Source organism: Bacillus cereus group sp. BfR-BA-01355, from assembly GCF_022663675.1.
Taxonomy (GTDB): Bacteria; Bacillota; Bacilli; order Bacillales; family Bacillaceae_G; genus Bacillus_A; species Bacillus_A thuringiensis_S.
On sequence record NZ_JAKUFY010000171.1, the window covers coordinates 1 to 6,973 of the forward strand.

Sequence of the window (6,973 nt, forward strand, 5' to 3'; positions counted from 1 at the left end):
AAAACATTATTAGAACCTTCAATAGGCCATAATGTTGAATTCTTACCACTTTTACGCGATTCAACTAGTGAGGTATATTACTTGGTCCATGTGTTGAATGTACTAGATGCAATTGATAGTGATAAAGCAATTTTTAAAAAACTGATTACAGGTTTAATAATAGGATGCGAAAAATTCGCATTTGATAGTAATACTGTTCAAAATGAGATGATTTTTAAGGTTTATATAAATGGGAAAATTCATCCCACGGCTGTTTTTATTTCAGATGAATTGAAGATTCTTATTGAACAAAGTGATTTAAAAGGTTTTGAATTTATTGAAATATGGGATTCAGAAGAGGGTGCCTAAATAATCTAATCTAATTTAATTAGATTAGTAATGTGAACCTATATCTAATAGAGTAAAAAATAAAAAGCTTAAGCACATTGAAATGAACTCGAATATTAGCACATGATAAAAACATCACCTGAATTCGCATTCTAATCTTTCTCGTTTTATTTTTTTGCAACGATGAATGAGGAAGAATGCTTATCATGTTTTAAATTTAAATTATATTGGCTAACGTAAAGAATACCAATCATTTACTTCTCCCATCAGCACAAGTAAATGATTGGTACTTCTTGTTAATATCGCTAAGTATTAGCTACGAGCAGAATACTTTATTTCATTCTTTTTTCCCTTACAGTTTGATCTTGTAATCGCTGTTATTCTTTTATTAGTCGATGAACAATTACACGGGTTGGGATTTTATCAGTCATTCCTACATAAGCGTTAGATATTTTGCAGGTTTGTCCAGTCTGAAAAGAGCTTATGAAACCATCCATTATTCACGTTCTTCTTCATATATTTGTACCACAATTATTTTTTTGCTGTTAAAACTAGTTTTTAAGCAGCATATGCTTTAGCAACTGCAGAAATTCTGTATCACTTTTATCATCTTTTATATAATCCTGTTCGTAGTTAAAAATCATTCGTACTAACATAAAAGCTGTAAGTGGTAATGGTACCTTATGCAAAGCTCCTTGCTGATAACCTTTTTCGAGCAAATTACTTATCATGTTAATTGCTTCTTCTTCAGATTGTTTAAAACAAGTTGTAATTTCAGGTGAATGGTACTCTTTATATTCTTGAAAGAGTGTAGAAACAAACGGATCTTGATGATATTCTAGGCTGATATAATGAAGAATTTTTTGTATTCGAAGTAAAACATCTTTTTCTTCTTTATATAAATTAAATAATTGTGAGCGTTTGAGCTGAATATGACGTATATAGCAGTCACATAATATTTCAGTTTTATCTGTATAGTAATAATAAATAGTACCTTTACCAACTTTAGCTGTCTTTGCAATTTCATCAACCGTTGTGTTACGGACACCACGCGTAGAGAACAGTATTGTGGCAGATTGAATGATTTTCATCTTTTTATTTTCTTTTTCTAATTTGATCATTGTCTACACCCTATCCTTGAAATATTTAGCGAAGTTTTTTGTCTTTACATTCTGTATCAGTTCATTTGTAATTTTGTAACTCCTAATAGAAAGTCCTTTATTTGCTTCTTATAGAATAACATACACCATTTTTATTTCTAGTATATAACTATAATAGAATGCACCTTTATAACCTAGGGATAAAGGTGGAAGTTTGAGGTAATAATTTTTATAATCGGACGATGAGAATTCAAATGAAAGGGGACAGTGACTTCTTTCTCGATTGAATTATTTGATTTTTTATTCAATTCATTTTATTATATAAACATGACTAAAAGATGTTTTTAGTCGGATTTTTTTACGGAAAACCGACTGATATTTGATTTTAGTCGGTTTCTATACTATTTGAGAGAAGGTAGACACTATGTGTGGAATTGCAGGGTGGATAGACTGGTCTAAAGACCTGTCTCATGAACAAGAAACGTTAAAAAAAATGACAGATGCTATCATTCACCGAGGGCCTGATGCAGAGGGGCATTGGTTTTCAAAACGAGCGGCATTAGGTCATCGACGTCTCATCGTCATTGATCCTGAAGGTGGCCTTCAACCTATGCTGTATAAAGATGGAAATGATACGATTGGCCTTACGTTCAATGGAGAAATTTATAACTATCAAGAATTACGTAAAGAACTTGAGGAGAAAGGTCATGAATTTCAGACCAAGTCAGATACAGAGGTATTATTACATGCTTACTTAGAGTGGCAAGAAGATTGTGTTCAACACTTAAATGGGATTTTTGCTTTTGGTATTTGGGATGAAAGATTTGGGAAATTGATGCTTGGTCGTGATCATCTAGGTGTGAAGCCTTTATTTTTCGCTCAAAGGGGAAGCGCAATTCTCTTTGGTTCAGAGTTAAAAGTTTTACTTTCGCATCCGCTTGTAGATGCAGAGGTAGATAAAGAAGGACTTTCTGAAATATTTTGTCTTGGACCAACACGTACTCCTGGTCATGCTATTTTCAAGGATATACATGAAGTGCGTGCTGGGCATTATATGACGTTTACCTCAAATGGCTCGACTACGACACAGTATTGGAAACTTGAAAGTAAAAAACATGTAGATGATATTGATACAACAGTTGAAACAATCCGTTCCGTTTTACAAGATACGGTAAAACGTCAGTTAATTGCTGATAAACCAGTGGTATCTATGCTTTCCGGAGGTTTAGATTCCAGTGGTTTAACAGGTTTAGCAGGAAACGAATTTGGGAATAAAGGGGAACGTCTTCATACATATTCCCTGAATTTCATCAATGATGAAAAAGACTTTGAGCAAGACTTCCTTCGTTTTGATCGTGATGAACCTTGGGTGAAACGTGTGGCTGAATATGTAGGAACAAAGCATCATTCTATAGAGTTAGGATCAGATAGTTTAATAGAGCATTTATTAACTCCAATGCGAGCGCGTGATCTACCTGGAGTTGGAGAACTAGAAACGTCTCTTTATTTGCTATTTAAGGAAATGAAAAAAGACGCAACAGTTGCCCTTTCAGGCGAATCCGCAGATGAAGTATTCTCAGGGTATCCATGGTTCCATCAAGAGAAGTTTCTAGATGCAGAGATATTCCCTTGGAGTGTTAATTTATGGTATAGTACAGAAATTTTATCAGAGGATTTTAAAGCGAAGATTAGCCCTGACAAATATCAAAAACAAAAATTTGAAGATGCGGTTGCTGAGGTTCCCTTTTTAGAAGGTGAAAGTGATCTGCAAATGAAGCAACGTCAAATGTCTTACATGTTTATTACACGTTTCTTGCCATTTATGCTAGAACGAAAAGATCGTACAAGTATGATGAATGGCTTTGAAGTACGAGTTCCATTTTGCGATTACCGGCTTGTAGAATACCTATGGAATGTCCCATTCGAAATGAAAAGCATAGACAATATTGAAAAAGGTATTTTACGTAGAGCTTTTGAAAATGTACTTCCAGAGGATGTACGTTATCGTAAAAAAAGTGCATATCCAAGCACTAAGGATGCCTCTTATCTACAAGGTATTAGTGATTGGATGTTACATGTGTTGAACAATCCTGAATCACCTATTTTGCCATTAATTAATATAGAAAGAGTTCGTGCGATAGCAGAAGGAAAAGACGAAGTAATTTCAGGTAATGATGCACGAGGTATAATAGATTATTTACTTCAAGTTAATAGTTGGCTTCAGGAATATAATATTAAATTAGTATGGTAGATGTAATTTTCAAATAAAGAGAATAGCTGCAACATTAACGACCTAAGTAAACCGCATTTCCAATGGATTAGATAGTTATCTAATAATTGGAGATGCGGTTTTATAAAAAATAATAATATGTTTATAAATGTAAAACCTACGGGAACTTTTCCTGTGGGCTTTTTAAGGAGTTTTTACGAAATTATGAGGGTTTTTTATTTTGTATTTTAATAAGTTCATCTTGTACCATTTTTATATAATATTCTTTTTCTGTTAGTTCAAATATAAATAATGCTTTTTTCCAGTTATAAACAACATCTTCTACATTGTGTTGTTTAATCTTTAATAAACACTGACCTTTTAAATAGAATAGTTCACCTAATAGGTATAAAGTACTTAGATTAATTGCTAATTTGATGCCCCTATCAATGTATTTTATTGCCTCTTCATGTTGATATGTGAAGTCTAAACATTTTGCTAAATTGAAAATGATTTTTAATTTAATTTCTTTATCTCTAGAAAAATCTAACTTATTAAAATTAGTTAAACATCTTTTTAATATCGTAATACTTTTTTCATATTCTTTATTTTCCCCATGAAATATAGCCATTGTCTGCATAATATGTATTTCTCTTTCTGATAAAAAATCAGAATTGGTTAAAGTTAGTTTTAACGCATGATTTAAAAGAGTTAAAGCAGTTTTTGTTGATCTATTTACCTCAAATATAGCGATTGCTTCATGCCATATTAGAAATTGTTTCTCTTCGTTTGTTTGAAAATTATTCAAGTTTTTCTCTTTTTTTACTATTTCATAAAGTTCTTTGTATTGTTTTTGCTTTAAGCAATCTTTTATTACGTATTTTACATTTTCTACATATTTTAATCTTTTGTTTTGAGTTAGTGCAAATATATGATTTGGATCAATACCAAGTCTTTCAGATAATTGATATAACAATATGCTAGATGGATAAATCACACCTTTTTCGATCTTGCTAATTTGACTTTGTGAACATATTCCATGACACAATTCGGATTGTGATATGTTTTTTTTTATTCTAAGTTCTTTAATGGTAATACCCAAATCGTTAAATTCCATTTTTTCACCTACTATTTAGCACTGTATTAGTATAAGCGCTTTCTCTAACTTTTAATGTAATGTAAAATTAATATAGTTGCAATTGTTATTTGTGTGAACTACCCGCCACTTAACGTCCTAACGGACTGTTTGAAGTGGGGGCTTCTCGGTTAATCATTACTTTTGATAGCTAACGAATTTGTCCTTAGACAGCTGAGCTAACTCCCTTGTTCCAAAGGTTTTGTTATTGCAATTTATCCTAACGCTAATAGGCGTATTGCTTCATTTTTGATATTGATAGCTGCGTTATAATCTCTATCGAGATTTACACCGCATATACAAGAATAAATTCGTTCAGACAAAGTCATATTTTTTATATTTCCACAATTGCTACATGTTTTGGTGGAAGGAAACCATTTGCCTATTTTCAAAAGTTGTTTTCCTTGTTCGTTTAGTTTATAAGCTAAGAAAGAAGTGAACATACCCCATCCATTATCAGTGACACTTTTTCAAAAATGAAGTGCTTGCGACATTCCTTTCATGTTTAGATCTTCAAAAGCTACGACATCAAAATGAGTAGCTAACTTTTTAGACTCATGATGAAGGAAATTCTTACGTTGGTTAGCTACTTTCTCATGTAACTTAGCTACACGAATACGTTGTTTATGCCAACGCTCAGAACCTTTATTACGCCTTGATAATACTCGTTGTGCCTTTGCTAACCGGTCTAACATGTTACGATAGAAATTAGGATAATTGGCTTTCTCATCCTCAGAACTAACGTATAATCCACCCATCGCAAAGTCTAACCCCACAAATGTTTCTACTTCTTTTTGTACAATTTCTTTTTTATATTCAGTCAAGATGGACACATAGTATTTACCCATAGAAGTCATAGAAATCGTACATGACTTGATTCTGTAATTTTGTGGTATCTCTCTATGTTGTTTGATACGTACCATTTTCAGTTTTGGCAGGTGCTCAATTATATACCATATTCATTGGCAAGAGTGAGAAAAGAAGTAAAGAATTATGAATGAAAAGGGGAGAATATACTATATTACGACAAATGAACCCTTTGTATATGTGAAGTAGAAAAAGTAAAAGATCACCTGTAAAGGGCGGTTGAAAATTGGTCTTACTATTTATTTTTTAAAGCTCTTTTTAAGAGTTCAACTATTTGTACTAGCTATTCTATAGGAGTGAGGTTTAAAGCAGGAAAATAAATTTCGGTATTATGTGTAATCAATTCTTATTTTTCATGAACAGATAAACCACTTTGTAGGATAGCTGTAATAATAAAACTACCATTTTATGGGGGGCATTTCCGAATGATCTATTACCATCAATTTAATATTTTTTAAGTTTCCCAAAAACTGAAGTGATTACTAAAGTCTTTATAAGGAAATAGAAAGCTTTTTAATTCTTGACTAATATCTTCTAGATCCCCATATATATTATCTGCTGCTAAATTAATTTCCTCATTAAAGTTATATAGCTGTTCATCTACATAACTGAATCCCTCACAGCAATTATTATGTATCAAATTAGATATAAATGGTTTTATTTCCAATACATTTTCTTCATTTAGGATAAATTTATCCCATAACAGCCCCAGTATTATTTTTACGGGTAATTTTTTATCATACGTTCCTTTTACGTTTTTTAATTTAGGTACGATGTCAACCAACTTATCATTACTAGATAGAGAAACTTCTATAATTTCAATAGAAGGGCTATCTAATGCTTCAATTGTCTGATCAGCCCAATCAATTATTTCAATTTTTGAAAATAAACCAATTTGTAACCCTATACTCAGAACCTCAGCTATTATTTTTATGTTATCCATATATATAACTCCTTAGATTTTATGATAATTATACATCGCAGTAACCTGAATTTCAAAAGGTTGTTGCTGGTATGCAGTAGCTACAGGGATTTTTAAACTTAGGATCCTTCCGCGTTGTTACCAGGCTAAAAGATAAAATCCCTCCTAAAACGAAAAAAGATGAACAAAATAATAAAAAAAGTTCATTCCTATTTCTTTTTTAGTTTCTATTCCTTATTGACACTCCCACGGCTAAAGCCGCAAGTCCTATACCTTACGGTGTAACGGATGGGATTCTTGACTGACTAAGCATTCGCAGTCCATTTCTGTTTTGAACAGCCTTCAAGATGAGGGTGTGCCATCACCCCTCCTAAGACAGACCATATAGGTTCTTAGGCTGATTGACTATTACC

Annotated in this window: 5 protein-coding genes and 2 pseudogenes; 2 read left to right on the forward strand and 5 right to left on the reverse strand. The window is 32.2% G+C overall.

Annotated features, from left to right (window positions below; translation table 11 throughout):
* Window positions 1–348: imm11 family protein (locus tag MR167_RS29550; RefSeq protein ID WP_346657778.1), on the forward strand; the 348-nt coding region annotated here is incomplete at its 5' end.
* 126 nt (window positions 349–474) lie between these two features.
* Here MR167_RS29550 and MR167_RS29555 read toward each other — a convergent pair.
* Window positions 475–824 (reverse strand): annotated as a pseudogene (locus tag MR167_RS29555) (IS4 family transposase); the annotation flags it as partial.
* A gap of 54 nt (window positions 825–878) precedes the next feature.
* Window positions 879–1,448, reverse strand: a complete 570-nt coding sequence (locus tag MR167_RS29560; protein ID WP_086398072.1) for a TetR/AcrR family transcriptional regulator — start codon at window positions 1,446–1,448, stop codon at window positions 879–881.
* A 403-nt stretch (window positions 1,449–1,851) separates the two neighbouring features.
* Between MR167_RS29560 and asnB the strand changes: the two genes are divergently transcribed.
* Complete coding sequence (gene asnB / locus MR167_RS29565) at window positions 1,852–3,678, forward strand: asparagine synthase (glutamine-hydrolyzing) (protein ID WP_242316098.1); 1,827 nt, start codon at window positions 1,852–1,854, stop codon at window positions 3,676–3,678.
* 181 nt (window positions 3,679–3,859) lie between these two features.
* Here asnB and MR167_RS29570 read toward each other — a convergent pair whose 3' ends face one another.
* The 3 genes and pseudogenes from MR167_RS29570 to MR167_RS29580 all read right to left on the reverse strand — a co-directional run bounded on the left by MR167_RS29570 (window position 3,860) and on the right by MR167_RS29580 (window position 6,581).
* Window positions 3,860–4,753: a helix-turn-helix domain-containing protein gene (locus MR167_RS29570; RefSeq protein ID WP_242316099.1), complete on the reverse strand. Its 894-nt coding sequence runs from the start codon at window positions 4,751–4,753 to the stop codon at window positions 3,860–3,862.
* Between the two features lie 233 nt (window positions 4,754–4,986).
* Window positions 4,987–5,709, reverse strand: a pseudogene (locus MR167_RS29575) (RNA-guided endonuclease InsQ/TnpB family protein); the annotation flags it as partial.
* 383 nt (window positions 5,710–6,092) lie between these two features.
* On the reverse strand, window positions 6,093–6,581 hold the full coding sequence (locus MR167_RS29580; RefSeq protein WP_065229853.1) for a hypothetical protein: 489 nt from the start codon (window positions 6,579–6,581) through the stop codon (window positions 6,093–6,095).
* Window positions 6,582–6,973: the final 392 nt, after the last annotated feature.

What these genes read in the sequence shown, in the direction of transcription:
- MR167_RS29580 (WP_065229853.1), bottom strand. Translation starts at nt 6,581, where the DNA reads ATGGATAACATAAAAATAATAGCTGAGGTTCTGAGTATAGGGTTACAA.
- MR167_RS29570 (WP_242316099.1), bottom strand. Translation starts at nt 4,753, where the DNA reads ATGGAATTTAACGATTTGGGTATTACCATTAAAGAACTTAGAATAAAA.
- MR167_RS29560 (WP_086398072.1), bottom strand. Translation starts at nt 1,448, where the DNA reads ATGATCAAATTAGAAAAAGAAAATAAAAAGATGAAAATCATTCAATCT.
- asnB (WP_242316098.1), top strand. Translation starts at nt 1,852, where the DNA reads ATGTGTGGAATTGCAGGGTGGATAGACTGGTCTAAAGACCTGTCTCAT.